The following is a 15,037-nucleotide window of genomic DNA, read 5'->3' on the forward strand; positions in this document are numbered from 1 at the left end:
GACGGCACATGGCGGGCGACCACCGGCTGGACCCACACGACGAGCGGGTCGCCCGGTTCTTCCGGGACCGGCATCTCGCCACCCTGACCACCCTGCGCGCGGACGGCACACCGCACGTCGTACCCGTGGGGGTCACCTTCGACGCGGACGCCGGCCTGGCGCGCGTGATCACCTCGGGCGCCTCGGCCAAGGCCCGGCACGTCGCCGCGGCCGGCGCGGCGGGCACCCCCGTGGCGGTCTGCCATCTCGACGGCCGCTGGTGGCTCACCGTGGAGGGCCGGGCGGTGCTGCGCCGGGACCCGGAGTCGGTGGCCGAGGCCGAGCGGCGGTACGCCGCCCGCTACCGCACCCCGCGTCCGAATCCGCAGCGGGTGGTCATCGAGATCGCCGTGACCCGCCTCCTCGGCAGCCTTCCCACCGGCACCGCCTAACCCGGGCGTCACGGCACCGGCAGCCCGTTCGCGCCCGGTGTCCGGTTCCCCCGTGACGGGGACCACCTGCGGAAATCGGGGCACGCACCGGCCCGTTGCACCTCCCGTACGAGCGATACGAGCGAGCGGGCGACGGGCCCGCCCGCCCCCGGTGAGCGAGCGGGGCCGCGCCCTAAAAGCGCACCGAGATCCCCGAGAGCACGCCGAGCGCCACTCCCGGTGCCGCGTCTCCGCACCCCGGAGACGTCAACCCCCGAATGGAGCTTCGACATGAACTCGATCTTCCGTAAGAGCATGCTGTCCGTCGCCGGTCTGGTGATGTGCGGCGGAACCGTCGTGGGTCCGGCCGTCGCGGCGCAGGCCGCCCCGTCGTCCGCCCTCAAGGGCAAGGGCGAGCGCAGCGCCGGCTACGAGTACGAGGCGCAGCCGAACTTCTTCTACTGCGGCCCGGCCTCGACCCGGATCGCGCTGTCGGCCGAGGGCAAGGAGGTCAGCCAGGACGAGCTGGCCGCCAAGCTGGGCACCACCGAGAACGGCACCGACTCGGCCATCGACATCACCCGGGTGCTCAACGAGTACACCGGTGGCAAGTACCGGACCACCGAGATCCGGGACGACGTGGCCACCAGGGAGCAGGTCGAGCGCCTGCGGGCCGACGTGAAGGCCGCCGTCGACCAGGACCGGCCGGTCGTCGCGAACATCCTGGGCGGCGCCCTGGACATCGACGGCGTGGAGCACAACTACCCCGGCCACTACCTGACCGTGGTGGAGTACAAGGACGACGGCAACACGGTGCTGATCGCCGACCCGGCCAGCCCGAACGAGCCGACGTACTGGATGGACGTGACCGAGCTGGCCAACTGGATCGCCGGCCGCGGTTACAGCTCCTGACCGAACCGAGCGAGGGCCGGTCTCCCCGAGCGGGAGGCCGGCCCTTTGCGTCCCCGAACCCCGGACGGCCCCGCTAGAGTCTGACCGTGCCGCGACCGGTGATCTTCGACCTGTTCCACACCCTGGTGCCCGGTGGTGACCCCGAGCGGGACCGGGTGGTCGGTGAGATGGCGCTGATGGTGGGGGTGGAGCCGGCCGCGCTGGTCGAGGCGTACCACGCCACGTGGCGGGACCGGATGACCGGTTGGGACGCCGCGGAGACCGTACGCGTCCTGGCCCGGCGGCTCGGCGGCGCGCCCACCGAGGAGCAGGTGGCCCGGGCGGCGGCACACCGGCGCGCACTGGCCCGGTGGCTGCTGGCCGGCGTCCCGCCGTCGACCGTCGCGGTGCTGGACGCGCTGCGTGCCGACGGCCACCCGATCGGGCTGGTCAGCAACGCCACCGCGGAGACCGCCGAGGCGTGGCCGTCGACCGAGGTGGCCCGCCGGTTCGACGTGGCGGTCTTCTCCTGCGACGTGGGCCTGGCGAAGCCCGACCCGGCGATCTACCGGCTGGCGGCCGAACGCCTCGGCGTCGGGCCGGCCGACTGCGTCTTCGTCGGTGACGGCGCCGACGGCGAGCTGGCCGGAGCGGCGGCGGTCGGCATGACGGTGGTGCGGACCACCGAGCACAACGACAGCGACCCGAGCTGGGCCGGCCCGGCCCTCACCGCGCTCGGCGAGCTGCCCGACCTGCTGCGCGAGCCGGCCGGGCGCTGACCCGCAGACGCCCTCCCGCCACGGGGACGGGAGGGCGCCGGGAGCCGGCGGGTCAGTGGGTGAGGGCCTGCGACAGCACGTCGTGCACGTGGGTGTTCGGGTGCTTGCCGGTGAACTGCTCGGCCAGCGGCCCGTACGCGGTCACCGGCACGTCGGCGCCGGTGTGGCCGCTGGTCGTCCAGTCCAGGTTGAAGCTCTGGCTGCTGCCCTTGATCGGGAACGGGCCGTCCTCGGCCGAGATGTCGTCACCGGACTCGTCGGAGGTGGCGGTGTCCTCGACGGTCAGGCCGCCGCACTCGTGGTCACCGGTCACCACGACCAGGGTGTCCGGGTGGTTGGCCGCGAAGTTGCGGGCGACCGCCACGGCCTTCTCCAGCTCGCCGAGCGCCTGGAGCATGCGGGTGCCGTTGTTGTTGTGGGCGAACTCGTCGATGCCCTCCTCCTCGACGAGGAGGAAGAAGCCCTTCTTGTTCGTCGACAACGTCGAGAGCGCCTTCTCGGTCATCGTGGCCAGGCTGGCCGGCGGGGCGTAGACGTCGCCCTGACCCTCGGGGCGCTGCTGGAACAGCTCCTCGTTGCCGAAGAGGCCGAGAAGCTTGTCGCCCTTGGCGGCCTGGAGCTGCGCAGCGGTGGAGACGTAGCGGTAGCCCTTGGCCTTCGCCTTGGCGATCAGGTCGCCCTTGGTGCCCCGGCTGGCCTCGGACGTGTCCTCGGCCGGCTTGTCCGGGTACGCGCCGGCGTTGCCGGCGGGCAGCCACCAGTCCTCGCCGCCGCCCAGGATCACGTCGGGGCGGGTGACGTCCAGGTACTGCCGGGCGATCTCGTCCTGCGCACCGCGGTCGGCGGTGTTGGCGAAGAACGCGGCCGGGCTGGCGTCGGTGACCTGGGCCGTGGTGACCAGGCCGGTGGACTTGCCGGCCGCCTTGGCCTGGGCGCCGAGGGTGGGCAGCGGGTTGCCGTCCACGTCGACGCTGATCGCCCCGTTGTAGGTCTTCTCGCCGGTGGCCCAGGCGGTGGCCGCCGCGGCCGAGTCGGTGATCGGCGTCTTCGGGTCGTGCGGGCTGGTGGTGAGCTGGCCGGAGTACGGCAGCTTGTCCATGGTGAGCTGGCCGTCGAGGCCGGCCAGGTAGAGGCGGGCCGCCTCGCGCTGGGCGGCGGACATGCCGTCGCCGTTGATGAAGATGACGTTGCGGGCCTTGCCCTTCGCCGCGCCGGCGTCGGCGTCGGTGATCGGGTTGGCCAGGCTCAGTCCGGCGGCGGCAACCACCCCCGCGACCACGGGGGCGAGCAGCCAGCGGCTGGAACGGAAATTCACGGGTGTCCTCCTGGCGGATGGATCGCTGGGCAGCCACCACGCAACCGCAGCCACCGGCCGGACAGTTGGCCGTCAGATTAACGGAGGGCAGCCGTTGCCGGGACTCTTGTCGCCCGGGGCAACGGCAGTTGCCTGGTTGGACCGTTCGCCCGGGGGTAGTGGCGAGACCAAGCCGTTCCGCAACCCACCGGTAAGGGGCTTTGAGATGAACGACGTACGGACGGAGCGGGACGTCGTCGACGTCCTGACGACGGACCACCACGAGGTCGAGGCGATCTTCGTCGAGCTGGAGAGCCGGCAGGGCAGCCCGGAGCACCGCCGGCAGCTCGCCGACGTGATGATCGCCGAGCTGGTCCGGCACGCGGTGGCCGAGGAGGCCTATGTCTACCCGTCCGCCCGCAAGGCGCTGCCCGACGGCGACCAGCTCGCCGAACACGAGATCTCCGAGCACGCCGACGCCGAGCGGACCATGAAGGAGCTGGAGTCGGTGGACCCCTCCGACCCCCGCTTCGACGAGCTGCTGACCCACCTCACGGCGACCATCCGGCATCACGTGCGGGACGAGGAGAACGACCTCTTCCCCCGGCTGCGCGCGGCCTGCGCCCACGAGGAGCTGGTCGAGCTGGCCGGCAAGGTGGCGGCGGCGAAGAAGTCGGCGCCGACCCGACCGCACCCGGCCGCGCCGGACCACCCGCCGGCGAACCGGCTGCTCGCCCCGGGCACCGGCCTGGTCGACCGGATGCGCGACGCGCTCAGCGGCCGGCCCACCTCGATGGCCGAGCTGCGCGAGAAGTCCTGACCACCGGCCGAGGCGGCCACGCTCCCGGCACGGGGGGCGTGGCCGCCGCCGTGTGCCGGCAGCACCACCCCGGCCCGCGCCGCTTGTTAGCGTCAGGCCGGATGTCAGTCACGGGCGGAGGCGGGTCGGCGTGGATCGGTTCAGGACGCGTTTCGAGGTGCGGGACGAGCGGTTCCGCCGGATCAACGGCGACGAGTGGACGGAGTGCCTGTGGACCGGGGGCCGCTGGCTTGAGGGTCCGGCCTGGTTCCCCGCCGGGCGTCACCTGGTCTTCAGCGACATCCCGAACGACCGGCTGCTGCGTTGGGACGAGACCACCGGCGCGGTCGGGGTGTTCCGCCAGCCGGCCGGCTACGCCAACGGGCACACCGTCGACCGGCGGGGACGGCTGGTGAGTTGCGAGCAGGGCAACCGTCGGGTCACCCGGACCGAGGCCGACGGCACCGACACAGTGCTCGCCGAGCGCTGGCGCGGCAAGCGGCTGAACAGCCCCAACGACGTGGTCGAGCACTCCGACGGGTCGATCTGGTTCACCGACCCGAGCTACGGCATCGACAGCGACTACGAGGGCCACCGGGCCGAGAGTGAGATCGGCGGCAACCACGTCTACCGGGTCGACCCGCACGACGGTGAGGTGCGCCTGGTCGCCGACGACTTCGGGCAGCCGAACGGGTTGGCGTTCAACCTCGACGAGTCCCAGCTCTACGTGGTCGACACCCGGGCGAAGCACCTACGCCGATTCGCGGTGACCGAGGGCGGCATGCTGCGCGGCGGCGAGGTCTTCGCCACCTGCGACGCCGGCTCCTTCGACGGCGTACGCCTCGACGACGCCGGCCGGCTCTGGGCGGCGGCGCACGACGGGCTGCACTGCTTCGACCCGGACGGCACGCTGCTCGGCAAGCTGCACCTGCCGGAGGTCGTCGCCAACTTCACCTTCGGCGGCCCGAAGCGCAACCAGCTCTACATCTGCGCCTCCAGCTCGCTGTTCAGCCTCCGGGTCAACGTCAACGGCGCGCGCTACCCGGGCTGGTGACCGGTCAGCCCTCCGGAGCGATCCGCCGGAGGCTGTCCACCTCGGACACGATGATCGCCTCCAGCGGGCAGGACTCGGCCGCGTCCAGCACCGACTCGTCGGCGGCGATCCGCTCGGCCACCGGCCGGGACAGCCCGTCGACCAGCACGAAGTGCCCCGGCGCCACCCCGGCGCAGATCCCCGACCCGATGCACCGGGTCGGGTCGACGTGCAGCTGCCACTCGCTCGCTCCGCTCACGCGCCCTCCTCCTTCCCCCCGGCCCGGCTCACCAGGCCACCGGCATGGCCGCCAGGCCCCGCACCAGCAGGCCGCTCTTCCAGGTCAGCTCCTCCACGGGCACGGCCAGCCGGAGCCCCGGGGCCCGGTCGAGCAGGGTCTCCAGCACCACCCGCAGCTCCATCCGGGCCAGCTGCGCGCCGACGCAGTGGTGCACGCCGTGCCCGAAGCCGAGGTGCGGGTTGACCGCACGGGTCAGGTCGAGCCGGTCGGCGTCGGCGAAGACGCTGTCGTCCCGGTTGGCCGCCGCGATGTTGACCACCACCGGCTCGCCGGCCCGGACCAGCACCCCGCCCAACTCGACGTCCTCGGTGGCGTAGCGGGGGAAGGCCGCCGTGGCGCCGAGCGGGATGAACCGCATCAGCTCCTCGACGGCGACCGGCACCAGGTCCGGCCGGTCCCGCAGGGTGTCCCAGGCGCCGGGGGTGGTGAGCAGGACGTACACCATGTTGGGGATCTGGGTCACGGTGGTCTCGTGGCCGGCGGCGAGCAGCCCGGCGGCGAGGGTGACCATCTCCTGCTCGGTGAGCCGGTCGGCGTTCTCGTCGCGGGCCCGGACCATGGCGCTGAGCAGGTCGTCGGCGGGTTCGACCCGGCGCCGGGCGACCAGCTCCCCCATGTAGGCGAGCAGGCTGTCGAAGTAGTGCCGGGCCCGCTCCGGCTCCAGCGAGGTGGTCGAGACGATCGCCTCGGACCAGGTGTGGAACCGGTCCTGATCGGACACCGGCACGCCGAGCAGGTCGCAGATCACCCGGATGGGCAGCGGCGTGGCCAGGTGCGCCACCAGGTCGGCGGGCGGCCCGGCGGCCAGCAGCCCGTCGACCAGCTCGTCGGCCACCGCCCGGGTACGTGGCCGCAGCTCCTCGACCCGGCGCGCGGTGAACGCCTTCGCCACAAGCCGGCGCAACCGGGTGTGCTCCGGCGGGTCCATGGAGAGGATCCCGGTCTCCTGCTGGAGCGGGGTGTTCCGGGGTTCGTCGCGTCCGATCGACGCGGCCCGGCTGAACCGGGGGTCGCCGAGCACCGTCTTCACGTCGGCGTGCCGGGTGGCCAGCCAGGCGGGTTCGCCGTAGGGCAGTTGGACCCGGATCAGCGGCTGCTCGCGCAGCTCGGCGTAGCGGGCGTCCAGGTCGAGCCGGACAGGGGCGTTGAACGGGTAGCGCTGCGGGATGGTCGCCTGGGATGTGTCGGTCACCGGCTGGCTCGCTCTCGTCCACGGCACCGCGGGCGGTGCGGGTCGACTCCGCACGACTCGACGCTGAGTCATGCCCCGACTGCGGATGGTAGCGAGAACGGTCGATGGAGACCAGAGGGTGGTTCGGGTTCCGACACGACGATCCCGGGCCGCCCGCGCGGGACGACCCGGGATCGGATCCCGGTCAGCGGCCGGTGTCGCCCTCGCCGGTTCGCTGCTGCGCCATGTCGACGCCCTTGTCGATCTGCTGGTCGTACTTGCCCTGGGTCCGTTTGTCGGCCATGTCGCCGCCCTTTTCGATCCCCTGGTCGACCTGCTTGTCGTGCTTGTCGGCGAAGTCCTTGGCCTTGTCCATGAAGTCGCTCATGTCGGTTCTCCCTTCGATACCGTGAATGCCTTCCCTGGGGCCGGCGGCACAAACGCTCCCTGTCCGGAGGTAGCCCGGGTGTCGGATTCACGTGCGTCGGGTACCAACGGCCACGATCGAGGAGGCGACGTGGACGAGGACGCGGGAACGCCGGAACCGGCGGCACGGAACCGGGCCGCGGGCCCGCGACAGGCCTGGGCCGGGCTGCCCTGGCCGGTACGGACGGCGGTCACCTGGGGCGCGTGCCTCGTGGTGGTGATCGCCGCGCTCTGGCTGCTCGGGAAGATCGCGGTGCTGCTGGCCCCGCTGGCCGTGGCGCTGGCCGGCACGCTCTTCCTCACCGCGCTGCTCGACCCGGTGCTGCTCGGCCTGCGCCGGCTCCGGGTGCCGCCGGCGCTGGCCGCCCTGCTCAGCGTCCTGCTCCTGCTCGGCGTCCTGGTGGGCGTCGGCGCGCTGGTGTGGAACCTGACGGCGAGCCAGTTCGGCGAGCTGAGCCAGCAACTCGACCAGGGCCTGCAACGCAGCCGGGACTTCGTCACCTCCAGCCTGCCGGTGACCGACGAACAGCTCGACCGCCAGGTCGAGCAGATCCGGGAGGGGCTCAGCGGCAGCGCCCCCGACCCGGTCGCCGGGGCACGGACGGCCGCCGAGGTGGCCGGCTCGATCCTGCTCGGTCTGGTGCTGCTCTTCTTCCTGCTCAAGGACGGCCGGTCCATGTGGCACTGGGTGCTGCGCCGGATGACCGGGCCCCGCCGCGACGTGACCGCCGAGGCGGGCCGGGCCGGCTGGCGGACGCTGGGGGCGTACAGCCGCGGCACGATGATCATCGCGGCGATCGACGCCATCGGCATCGGGCTGGCGCTGGTGGTGCTGCGCGTACCGCTGGCGCTGCCCCTCGCGCTGATCACCTTCCTCGGCGGGTTCGTGCCGATCATCGGCGCCACCGTGGCCGGCGCGATCGCGGTGCTGGTCGCCCTGGCCGCCAACGGCCCCACCACCGCCCTGCTCACCCTCGCCGCGGTCATCGCCGTGCAGCAGATCGAGGGCAACCTGCTGGAGCCGCTGGTCATGAAGCGGCAGGTCCAGCTCCACCCGGCGGTCATCCTGGTGGTGGTCACGGCCGGCACGCTGATCGCCGGCATCGCGGGCGCGTTCGTCTCGGTGCCGATCGCCGCGGTCACCTGGCGGGTGCTGGACACCGTGCAACGCCACCGCGCCGCCCTACCCGACTGACCCGCCGCGGGCGGCAGAGGCCAGGCGCGCTGTCCAGCCCGGTCCGGCCCGGTCAGGCCGGGTGCGGCTGGCGCAGGTGGGTGGTGAACCAGGTCCCGGCCTGGTCGGCCACCTGTTCGAGGGTGCCCGGCTCCTCGAAGAGGTGCGTGGCGCCGGGCACGATCCGCAGTTCGGCGATGTCGCCCAGCTCCGCCCCGGCCTGCTCGTTGAGCACGATCACCTCCTCGTCCAACCCGCCGACGATCAGCAGCGTCGGGGCGCGTACCGCCGAGAGCGAGCTGCCGGCCAGGTCCGGGCGGCCGCCACGGGAGACCACGGCGCCCACCTGATCGGGCCGGGCGGCGGCGGCGACCAGAGCCGCGGCCGCGCCGGTGCTCGCGCCGAACAGCCCGATCGGCAGCCGGCCCAGGGTCGGCTCGCCGGCCATCCAGTCCACGATCCCGGCCAGCCGCTCGGCGAGCATCCCGATGTCGAAGCGCAGCTCGGCGGTGACCGCGTCCCGCTCGTCCTCCTCCGGGGTCAGCAGGTCGACCAGCACGGTGCCCAGCGCCCGCCCGTTGAACTCGTGCGCCACCGCGACATTGCGCGGGCTGTGCCGCGAACTACCACTCCCGTGCGCGAACAACACCACCCCCACCGCCCCCGACGGCACGGTGACATCCGCAACCAACCCACCATCCACAACAGGCACAGAAACCTCACGCGCATCCCCCATACCCCCACACCTCCTCCCCAGGGGCATACCCAACACGGGCGTGATCATGAAGTTAGCGGCGAGGAGAGCGGTTTCCACCACCGCTAACTTCATGATCAGCGAGAACAGCCACCGGGGGCAGGGCGCGGGCATGGGTTGCGGGTTGCCTTGACGTCGGCGGCAAGGTTTAGCGTTTGGGCGGTCAGGGGGCGAGTGCCAGGTGGGGGTGGGTGGGATGCGGATCGGTGAGTTGGCGGAGCGGGCCGGGACCAGCACCCGGACCCTGCGCTACTACGAGTCCCAGGGGCTGGTGTGCCCGGGCCGGTCGGCGAACGGCTACCGGGTCTACGACGAGGCGGAGCTGCGCGTCGTGCACGAGATCCGGGCGCTGCTGGCGGTCGGCTTCGGGCTGGACGACATCCGGCCGTTCGTGGCCTGCCTGCGGGCCGGCAACAGCTCCGGTGACGTCTGCCCCGACTCCGTGGCGGTGCTGCGGCGCAAGCTCGCCGAGGTGGACGACTACCTCGACCGGCTCGGCGCGGTCCGCCACCAGCTGCACGACCAGCTCGCCCGCGCGATCGCCCATCGGGAGGAAACATGCCTCAGGACACGCAACAGGGCCGACTGACCCCGGTCACCGACGAGACCTTCGCGGCCACCGTGCTGGCGGCCGACCGGCCCGTGGTGGTGGACTTCTGGGCGGAATGGTGCCCGCCCTGCCGCCCGGTCTCCCGCCACCTCGCGGAGCTGGCCGAGGAGTTCGGCGACGCGCTGCGCTTCGTCACGGTCAATTCGGACGAGAACCCGCAGAGCACGCGGGCGTACCAGATCATGTCGATGCCGACGATGCTGGTGTTCCGGGACGGCGAGGTGGTCGGCTCGATCGTCGGCGCCCGGCCGAAGAACCACCTGCGGCTGAGCTTCGCCCGGCACCTGGACGGTTGAGCCCGCCGGGATCGGGAAGGCGCGGGGTGACCACGGACCCCGACGGATCGCGAGGCTCGTCATGGCGAAGCAGGACAGGTCCCGAGAGCAGGAGCTCACCGATCAGGAAAACCGCAAACAGGAGCTGAAGGGCTCGCCGGACTGGGCGGACCGCGCCTCCGTGGCACGCACCGCCGACGACGCGCGGGCGACGGCTCCGCGCGACGCCGGCGGCCGGCCGTCCAACGGCCGCCAGTTCTGAGGTACGCCGACGAAGCCCCGGCCCGCAGCACGCGGGCCGGGGCTTCGCTCAGCTCACGTTCTCGGGCAGGTGCAGCAGGGGTGCCCGCCCCGGCGGCTGTTCAAGCTGCGGCCCGGAGGGGTGCGCCGGCGGCACCGGCACGGTGACCGGCTGGGCGGCGGTGACCCGGAGCGGCTCGCCGTGGTGCCGCAGCTCCAGCACGGTGTCCGGCCCCCCGTTGCGCAGCGAGTACGTCGTCTGGTGCGGCCGGACGTCGACCCGCAGCCGCATGGAACGCCACTGGAGGGAGAACTCCAGTCGGCTGAGCCGGCTGGAGAGCCGCGGCGAGAACGAGAGCGTCCCGTCGTGGTCGCGCAGGCCGCCGAAGCCGGCGACGAGGGCGATCCAGGCCCCGGCGAGCGAGGCCATGTGCACGCCGTCCCGGGTGTTCTCGTTCAGGTCGTGCAGGTCCATCAGCGCGGCCTCGCGCAGATAGCGGTGGGCCAGCTCGGGGTGGCCCACCTCGGCCGCCATCACCGCCTGGGTGCAGGCGCTCAGCGAGGAGTCCCGCACGGTGCGCCGCTCGTAGTAACTGAAGTTCCGCACCTTCTCCGCGTCGCTGAACGCGTCGCCCCGCCAGTGCATGGCGAGCACCAGGTCCGCCTGCTTGACGACCTGCTTCCGGTACAGGTCGAAGTACGGGTAGTGCAGCAACAGCGGGTACTTCTCCGGCGGCGTGTGCTCGAAGTCCCACTCCTGCAACCGGGTGAAGCCCTCCACCTGCCCGTGCACCTCGAACTCCGCGTCGTACGGGACGTGCATCGCGTTCGCCGCGTCCCGCCAGGTGGCCGCCTCCTCCTCGGTGACGCCGAGGTCCTGGGCCTGGTCCCGGTGGCGCATCGCGCAGTCGGCGGCGGTGAGCAGGTTCCGCTGCGCCATCAGGTTGGTGTAGACGTTGTCGTTCTTCACGGCGGTGTACTCGTCCGGGCCGGTCACCCCGTCGATGTGGAACCGCCCGGTGCGGTCGTGGTGGCCGAGCGAGCGCCACAGCCGGGCCGTCTCGACCAGCAGTTCCAGCCCGATCTCCTTTTCCAGCGCCCGGTCGCCGGTGACCAGCACGTAGCGGCGCAGCGCGTCGGCAATGTCGGCGGCGATGTGGAACGCGGCCGTCCCGGCCGGCCAGTACGCCGACGACTCGGGCCCCTCGATCGTCCGCCAGGGGAAGGCGGCCCCGGCCAGGTTCAACGTCCGGGCCCGTTCCTGCGCCTGGCCGAGGGTCGAGTAGCGCCAGTACAGCGCGTCGCGCACCGCACCCGGCTGGGTGTAGGTGAGCACCGGCAGCACGAACATCTCGGTGTCCCAGAACGCGTGCCCGTCGTACCCTGGGCCGGTGAGGCCCTTGGCGGGGATGGGCCGGCGTTCCGCGCGGGCGCCGGCCTGGAGCACGTGGAACAGGCCGAACCGGACCGCCTGCTGCACCTCCGGGTCGCCCTCCACCCGCACGTCGGCGGCGTCCCAGAACTCGTCGAGGTATTCCCGCTGCTCCCGGCGCAGCCCGTCCCAGCCGTCCAGCCGGGCCGCGGCCAGCGCCGCACCGACCTGGTCGCGCAGCGCGGGCAGCGACCGCCGGCTGGACCAGCCGTACGTCAGGTACTTGACCACCCGCAGCTTCTGGCCGGGCTTGAGCACGCAGCCGATGGTGGTGCGGACCCAGTCCTCGTAGCCCTCGGACTCGATGGTGACGCGCTCCGGGGCGTCCACGTCGTGCGCCATGGCGGCGGCGACCCGCAGCCCGCTGACCTTGGTGCGGTGGATGAGCAGGCCGCCGTCGTCGGTGGTCAGCTGCTCCTCCGCCTGCAACGGCGATTCGAGTACGGCGGCGACGCGGGGATCCTTGCTCTGCGGCGGCAGGGTCTCGTTGGCCACCAGCTCGGACTGGACGATGAGCCGCAGCGGCCCTTCCAGCGCCTCGACCTCGTAGAGGATGGCGGCCACCGCCCGCTGGGTGAACGACACCAGCCGGGTGCTGCGGACCTTCACGTCCCGGCCGGCGGGCGAGCGCCAGTGCAGCTCGCGGTGCAGGGTGCCGGCGCGCAGGTCGAGGATCCGCTCGTGGGAGATCAGTTCGCCGTACCGGACGTCGAGCGGCTCGTCGTCGACCAGCAGCCGGAGCAGCTTGCCGTTGGTGACGTTGACGACGGTCTGCCCGGACTCGGGGAAGCCGAAGCCGGCCTCCGCGTAGGGCAGGGGGCGCAGCTCGTAGAAGGAGTTCAGGTAGGTGCCGGGCAGGCCGTGGGGCTCGCCCTCGTCGAGGTTGCCGCGCAGCCCGACGTGGCCGTTGGAGAGGGCGAAGACCGACTCGGACTGGGCCAGTACGTCCATGTCGAGCCGGGTCTCCCGGACGTGCCACGGCTCGACCGGGTACGCCCGTTCCCGGATCACGCGTGCGCCCCGGTCAGCAGCTCCGACAGGTCGGTGACGACCACGTCGGCGCCGTGCGCACGAAGGTCGTCGGCCTGGCCGACCCGGTCGACGCCGACCACGTACCCGAACCCGCCGGCCTTTCCGGCGGCGACGCCGGCCAGCGCGTCCTCGAAGACGGCCGCGTTCGCCGGGTCCACGCCGAGCAGCTGCGCGCCGGCGAGGAAGGTGTCGGGGTGCGGCTTGCCGCGCAGCCCGCGCTCGCGGGCGACCAGCCCGTCCACCCGGGCCTCCAGCAGCGGGTCCAGCCCCGCGGCGGCGACCACGTCCCGGCAGTTGGCGCTGGCCGAGACCACGGCGCGGCGCAGCCCGGCCTTCGCCGCCGCCTCCAGGTAGTGCACCGAGCCCTCGTAGACCTCGACGCCGTCGGTGTGGATCCGCTTGAGCAGGATGACGTTCTTCCGGTTGCCCACCCCGTTGACGGTGTCCGCCTCGGGCGGGTCGTCCGGCGAGCCCTCGGGCAGGGTGATGCCGCGCGAGGCCAGGAAGGAGCGCACCCCGTCGGCCCGCGGCTTTCCGTCCACGTACCGGTTGTAGTCCGGGCCGGGGTCGAACGGACGGAACGGCTCGCCGGTGGCCGCCGCCCGCGCCGTGAGGAACGCGTTGAACGTCTCGGTCCAGGCGGCGTTGTGCACCTTGGCGGTCTGCGTCAGCACACCGTCCAGATCGAAGAGACAGGCGGTCACCTGCGCGGGTAGGCCCAGCATTGCCTGAATCTATCCACGCCACCGGCCGGGCAAACCCCATTCGGACCTCAGCGGTTCGGGCGGAGTGTCCAGATCACGGTGAGCGCCGACGTCACGGTGCCGTCCTCGGTGCCGATCTCCACCTCGACCGGGAACTCCGGCCGCTGCCCGGCGTCCAGCTCGGCGAGCACCTCGGCCGGGGGGCGCCCCAGCCGCGCGGTGGCCAGCACCGGCCCGAGGGCGACCTTCTGGTAGCGGATGGTGGCGGTCACGGCCAGCGGTACGGCCCGGTCGAGCACCTGCCCGAACGCGGCCAGCACCACCGCCCCGGAGGCGGTCTCGCCGAGGGTGAACATGGCCCCGGCGTGCGGGCCGCCGACGTGGTTGTGGTGCTCCGGGATGTCGGGGAGCCGGACCACGGCCCGGACGCCGCCCTCGGCCTCGGGGGCGACCTCGACGAATTCGATACCGAGCGTGCGGGCGAACGGCACGGCCTCCAGCAGACCGGCCGCCACCTGGCGAGAGTCGATGGACATGCCCAGACGCTACTCGGCAGTAACTTGCCCGGCAAGGGCCGATCGGCGGGCTTGCTCGACGAAAGCGGCCCAGCTCAGCGGGGTGAAGGTCAGCACCGGGCCCCGCCGGTCCTTGCTGTCCCGCACGGCGATCACGCCGGGCAGGTTGTCGGCCACCTCCACGCAGTTACCGCCGTTGCCGCTACTGCGGATGCTCTTACGCCAGATCGCGCCGGTCAGGTCCATTGCTCTGCCGCCTTCGAGATCGCCGCCAGGGTGGCTCCGTGCGGCATGGCCTCCGCGCGCACGGACTCCCAGATCTGCCGCAGGGAGTTTACGTCCACGGTCCGCTCGACGATGGTGCCGTGCAACTGGTTATCCAGATAACCCACGTCGTCGCCGTCCGGTGGGGTGGCGAGCACGAAGGCACCGTTCAACCCCGGGTAAGCGCCCGTGCCACGCGGCACCAGGTGCAGGTGGACGCGGGGGCGCCGGCCCACCTCGACCAGTTGCCGCAACTGCTCGCGCATGACCTTGGGGCCGCCGACGGGTCGCTCCAGCACGGTGTAGTCGAACACCGCCACGAGCTGCGGCGGGCCGGGCCGGTTCAGCACCGCCTGCCGAGCCAGCCGGGCGACCACCTGCTGCTCCACCTCGTCGCCCAGGAGCTGGCCCGCCCCGTCGTAGAGCGCCCGGGCGTACTCCTCGGTTTGCAGCAGGCCGGGCACGACCAGCGGCTCGAAGCTGCGGAGCGCCGTCGCTTCCTGCTCGATGGTCACCCATTCCCGGAACCACGGCATGAGGCTCTCCCGGATGAGGGCGTCCCGGATCCGGACCAGCAGGCCACCGGCCCGCAGCGCCTCGTCGCAGCGCTGGGCGAACTCCTCCCGGGGCGGGCGGCGGCACTGCTCCACGGCCGCCACGAGCGAGGCCGAGTAGTTGACCCGTTCGCCCAGCGCCTCCTGGGACAGCCCGGCGTCGCCGCGCAGCCGGCGCAGCTCCCCGGCGAACAGTTCCAGCATCGGCATCCGGCTCATCTGCACACCTCTGCACAACGGGGGACGGCCGATCGCACGGCCGGGCTGGTGGGGAGGGAACGGCTTCCGACCCTAGCCCCAGGGTGACCAGACTGTCACCCAGCGGAGCCGCCCCACACCCGTCAAGGGCGACTCCGGGGCCCGCCCCACCCAACCCCCG

At 72.6% G+C, this 15,037-nt stretch carries 19 protein-coding genes; 9 read left to right on the top strand and 10 right to left on the bottom strand.

Annotated features, from left to right (window positions below):
• The first annotated feature begins 8 nt into the window (after window positions 1–8).
• The 3 genes from NFX44_RS09885 (at window position 9) to NFX44_RS09895 (ending at window position 2,080) form a co-directional block, all read left to right on the top strand.
• Window positions 9–431: a pyridoxamine 5'-phosphate oxidase family protein gene (locus NFX44_RS09885; protein WP_262283203.1), complete on the top strand. Its 423-nt coding sequence runs from the start codon at window positions 9–11 to the stop codon at window positions 429–431.
• 270 nt (window positions 432–701) lie between these two features.
• Window positions 702–1,322, top strand: a complete 621-nt coding sequence (locus NFX44_RS09890; protein WP_262283204.1) for a C39 family peptidase — start codon at window positions 702–704, stop codon at window positions 1,320–1,322.
• A gap of 86 nt (window positions 1,323–1,408) precedes the next feature.
• Entirely contained in the window at window positions 1,409–2,080 is a 672-nt protein-coding gene (locus tag NFX44_RS09895; protein WP_262283205.1) for an HAD family hydrolase, read from the top strand.
• 52 nt (window positions 2,081–2,132) lie between these two features.
• Here NFX44_RS09895 and NFX44_RS09900 read toward each other — a convergent pair whose 3' ends face one another.
• Complete coding sequence (locus tag NFX44_RS09900) at window positions 2,133–3,395, bottom strand: alkaline phosphatase (protein WP_262283206.1); 1,263 nt, start codon at window positions 3,393–3,395, stop codon at window positions 2,133–2,135.
• Between the two features lie 205 nt (window positions 3,396–3,600).
• On the opposite strand from NFX44_RS09900, the gene NFX44_RS09905 reads away from it, so the two are divergent.
• Window positions 3,601–4,194: a hemerythrin domain-containing protein gene (locus NFX44_RS09905; RefSeq protein ID WP_262283207.1), complete on the top strand. Its 594-nt coding sequence runs from the start codon at window positions 3,601–3,603 to the stop codon at window positions 4,192–4,194.
• 130 nt (window positions 4,195–4,324) lie between these two features.
• Entirely contained in the window at window positions 4,325–5,227 is a 903-nt protein-coding gene (locus tag NFX44_RS09910) for an SMP-30/gluconolactonase/LRE family protein (protein WP_262283208.1), read from the top strand.
• 4 nt (window positions 5,228–5,231) lie between these two features.
• Here NFX44_RS09910 and NFX44_RS09915 read toward each other — a convergent pair whose 3' ends face one another.
• From NFX44_RS09915 to NFX44_RS09925, 3 genes are all read right to left on the bottom strand, one after another.
• Complete coding sequence (locus NFX44_RS09915; protein ID WP_262283209.1) at window positions 5,232–5,465, bottom strand: ferredoxin; 234 nt, start codon at window positions 5,463–5,465, stop codon at window positions 5,232–5,234.
• A gap of 28 nt (window positions 5,466–5,493) precedes the next feature.
• Complete coding sequence (locus tag NFX44_RS09920; RefSeq protein ID WP_262283210.1) at window positions 5,494–6,699, bottom strand: cytochrome P450; 1,206 nt, start codon at window positions 6,697–6,699, stop codon at window positions 5,494–5,496.
• 184 nt (window positions 6,700–6,883) lie between these two features.
• Entirely contained in the window at window positions 6,884–7,066 is a 183-nt protein-coding gene (locus NFX44_RS09925; RefSeq protein WP_154229724.1) for an antitoxin, read from the bottom strand.
• 129 nt (window positions 7,067–7,195) lie between these two features.
• Between NFX44_RS09925 and NFX44_RS09930 the strand changes: the two genes are divergently transcribed.
• A complete protein-coding gene (locus NFX44_RS09930) occupies window positions 7,196–8,299 on the top strand; it encodes an AI-2E family transporter (protein ID WP_262283211.1) in 1,104 nt (367 codons plus the stop codon).
• Window positions 8,300–8,351: 52 nt separating this feature from the next.
• Here NFX44_RS09930 and NFX44_RS09935 read toward each other — a convergent pair whose 3' ends face one another.
• Entirely contained in the window at window positions 8,352–9,014 is a 663-nt protein-coding gene (locus NFX44_RS09935; RefSeq protein ID WP_262283212.1) for a dienelactone hydrolase family protein, read from the bottom strand.
• Between the two features lie 214 nt (window positions 9,015–9,228).
• Between NFX44_RS09935 and NFX44_RS09940 the strand changes: the two genes are divergently transcribed.
• The 3 genes from NFX44_RS09940 (at window position 9,229) to NFX44_RS09950 (ending at window position 10,179) form a co-directional block, all read left to right on the top strand.
• On the top strand, window positions 9,229–9,621 hold the full coding sequence (locus NFX44_RS09940) for a MerR family transcriptional regulator (RefSeq protein WP_262283213.1): 393 nt from the start codon (window positions 9,229–9,231) through the stop codon (window positions 9,619–9,621).
• Window positions 9,591–9,938 carry a thioredoxin gene (gene trxA, locus NFX44_RS09945; protein ID WP_262283214.1) on the top strand — a complete coding sequence of 116 codons (348 nt, stop codon included), beginning with the start codon at window positions 9,591–9,593 and terminating at the stop codon, window positions 9,936–9,938. Before NFX44_RS09940 ends, trxA begins: the two co-directional genes overlap by 31 nt.
• Before the next feature lie 61 nt (window positions 9,939–9,999).
• On the top strand, window positions 10,000–10,179 hold the full coding sequence (locus NFX44_RS09950; protein ID WP_262283215.1) for a hypothetical protein: 180 nt from the start codon (window positions 10,000–10,002) through the stop codon (window positions 10,177–10,179).
• Window positions 10,180–10,227: 48 nt separating this feature from the next.
• Here the strand turns inward: NFX44_RS09950 and NFX44_RS09955 are convergent, their stop codons facing one another.
• Genes NFX44_RS09955 through NFX44_RS09975 form a run of 5 tightly spaced genes read right to left on the bottom strand, consistent with a single transcriptional unit; the run spans window position 10,228 to window position 14,877 of the window.
• The gene (locus NFX44_RS09955; RefSeq protein WP_262283216.1) at window positions 10,228–12,600 is read right to left on the bottom strand and encodes a glycoside hydrolase family 65 protein; all 2,373 of its coding nucleotides are present in this window, start codon (window positions 12,598–12,600) and stop codon (window positions 10,228–10,230) included.
• Window positions 12,597–13,346, bottom strand: coding sequence for a beta-phosphoglucomutase family hydrolase (locus NFX44_RS09960; protein ID WP_262283217.1), 750 nt, complete (start codon window positions 13,344–13,346; stop codon window positions 12,597–12,599). Before NFX44_RS09960 ends, NFX44_RS09955 begins: the two co-directional genes overlap by 4 nt.
• A gap of 47 nt (window positions 13,347–13,393) precedes the next feature.
• Complete coding sequence (locus NFX44_RS09965) at window positions 13,394–13,861, bottom strand: DUF4442 domain-containing protein (protein WP_262283218.1); 468 nt, start codon at window positions 13,859–13,861, stop codon at window positions 13,394–13,396.
• A 9-nt stretch (window positions 13,862–13,870) separates the two neighbouring features.
• On the bottom strand, window positions 13,871–14,086 hold the full coding sequence (locus tag NFX44_RS09970; protein WP_262283219.1) for a DUF397 domain-containing protein: 216 nt from the start codon (window positions 14,084–14,086) through the stop codon (window positions 13,871–13,873).
• Window positions 14,077–14,877, bottom strand: a complete 801-nt coding sequence (locus NFX44_RS09975) for a helix-turn-helix transcriptional regulator (RefSeq protein ID WP_262283220.1) — start codon at window positions 14,875–14,877, stop codon at window positions 14,077–14,079. The genes NFX44_RS09970 and NFX44_RS09975 overlap by 10 nt, the downstream gene beginning before the upstream one ends.
• Window positions 14,878–15,037: the final 160 nt, after the last annotated feature.

The sequence above is a fragment of the Micromonospora sp. MA102 genome (genome assembly GCF_025460765.1).
GTDB classification, from domain to species: domain Bacteria; phylum Actinomycetota; class Actinomycetes; order Mycobacteriales; family Micromonosporaceae; genus Micromonospora; species Micromonospora halotolerans.

Excerpts from the sequence above, each read along its gene's own strand:
- NFX44_RS09885 (WP_262283203.1), top strand. The coding sequence starts at position 9 with ATGGCGGGCGACCACCGGCTGGACCCACACGACGAGCGGGTCGCCCGG.
- NFX44_RS09890 (WP_262283204.1), top strand. The coding sequence starts at position 702 with ATGAACTCGATCTTCCGTAAGAGCATGCTGTCCGTCGCCGGTCTGGTG.
- NFX44_RS09905 (WP_262283207.1), top strand. The coding sequence starts at position 3,601 with ATGAACGACGTACGGACGGAGCGGGACGTCGTCGACGTCCTGACGACG.
- NFX44_RS09925 (WP_154229724.1), bottom strand. The coding sequence starts at position 7,066 with ATGAGCGACTTCATGGACAAGGCCAAGGACTTCGCCGACAAGCACGAC.
- NFX44_RS09935 (WP_262283212.1), bottom strand. The coding sequence starts at position 9,014 with ATGGGGGATGCGCGTGAGGTTTCTGTGCCTGTTGTGGATGGTGGGTTG.
- NFX44_RS09940 (WP_262283213.1), top strand. The coding sequence starts at position 9,229 with ATGCGGATCGGTGAGTTGGCGGAGCGGGCCGGGACCAGCACCCGGACC.
- trxA (WP_262283214.1), top strand. The coding sequence starts at position 9,591 with ATGCCTCAGGACACGCAACAGGGCCGACTGACCCCGGTCACCGACGAG.
- NFX44_RS09950 (WP_262283215.1), top strand. The coding sequence starts at position 10,000 with ATGGCGAAGCAGGACAGGTCCCGAGAGCAGGAGCTCACCGATCAGGAA.
- NFX44_RS09960 (WP_262283217.1), bottom strand. The coding sequence starts at position 13,346 with ATGCTGGGCCTACCCGCGCAGGTGACCGCCTGTCTCTTCGATCTGGAC.
- NFX44_RS09965 (WP_262283218.1), bottom strand. The coding sequence starts at position 13,861 with ATGTCCATCGACTCTCGCCAGGTGGCGGCCGGTCTGCTGGAGGCCGTG.
- NFX44_RS09970 (WP_262283219.1), bottom strand. The coding sequence starts at position 14,086 with ATGGACCTGACCGGCGCGATCTGGCGTAAGAGCATCCGCAGTAGCGGC.
- NFX44_RS09975 (WP_262283220.1), bottom strand. The coding sequence starts at position 14,877 with ATGAGCCGGATGCCGATGCTGGAACTGTTCGCCGGGGAGCTGCGCCGG.